We start from the raw sequence: 1,116 nt of genomic DNA, 5'->3' as shown, positions 1-1,116 counted from the left end.
CGCTTGCCCTCGCCGGGCGCTTGACGGGCATTGGAGTCCGACATGCGTATGCTCCGGTTCAGGCGACCAGACGCGAGACGAACGCGTCGAGGTTCGCGGGGTTGTCGATCGAGACCGACTGCAGCAGCCGGCCCGCCTTCGCGCGGTAGTCGTCGAGGCGTTCGTCGTGATGCAGCCACGCTTCGAGCAGCGCACGGCCGCCGGCCGCCGAGTCGAAGTCCGGGTAGTAATAGCCGGCGTCGCCGATCAGCGTCGAGTTGTGGATCAGCGGATAGCCGCCGTACAGCACGTCGTAATACAGATAGTTCTGCCCGTTCTCCCAGTGATGCGACACGACCGCATCCGCGTGACGCGCCATGAAACCCGGCAGATCGAGCCGCGGTTCGAACGTCGCCTTGTGCTGGCGCACGAGATCGAGGCTGTTCGCGAAGTGCACGAAAGTCGGATGTTCCTTCATGTGCATCGAGTTGACGACGAACATGTGCTGCACAGCGTCAGGCCGCGCACGGTAGAACTCGTCGCACGCGAGCATCGGGTAATGGCAGGACTTGGCGACCGAGATGTTCGGCTCGAGCGTCGCGAGCTTCCACGGCCGCTGGCCGGGCCGATAGCCGAACGTCGCGCCTTCGTCGGCGAGCGTGGCCACGCGGCGCTCGAGGAAGTACGGCGACCAGATGTGCGGCATCAGGTGGACGGGCGCGCGCAGGATCGTCTGCAGCATCGGCGCGGCTGTCTTGTCGTATTGCGGCAGCAGCCACACTTCGTCGAACGGTGCGCCGTTGAACACGTGCCCCGACGGTTTCCCGAAGATCGGCGTTTCGCACAGGCCCGCATACACGTGCCCGCAGAAGAACGCGGCGATCTTCTTGCCGAGCGTCTTCATGTGCCTGAGCCATTCGACCGGCAACTGCGCGCCCATTTCGATCACGACGTCGAGTTCGTGCGTGACGTCGGCGGGTTTCACGAGCGGGACGTCGAGGCCGTCGAGTTCGAGGCCGGCCGGCAGCGCGTTGGCGTCGCCGCCGTTCAGGAAATAGACGGGGCCGACGCGATCCGAACGCTTGAGCATCATCGCGAGGAACGCGATGTTCTGGTGAATGCCGTTCTCCCAGATCG

1 protein-coding gene is annotated in these 1,116 nt (G+C 64.9%); it reads right to left on the bottom strand.

All coding sequences use genetic code 11. The features are described from left to right. Positions 1 to 58: 58 nt before the first annotated feature. Positions 59 to 1,116, bottom strand: a 1,058-nt coding sequence (locus tag WS61_RS27005; protein WP_059505034.1) for a DUF2827 domain-containing protein, incomplete at its 5' end; no start/stop codon positions are given.

It is taken from the genome of Burkholderia sp. ABCPW 11 (assembly GCF_001523445.1).
In the GTDB taxonomy this organism is placed as follows: Bacteria; Pseudomonadota; Gammaproteobacteria; order Burkholderiales; family Burkholderiaceae; genus Burkholderia.
This window is presented reverse-complemented; position numbering and strand designations above follow the sequence as displayed.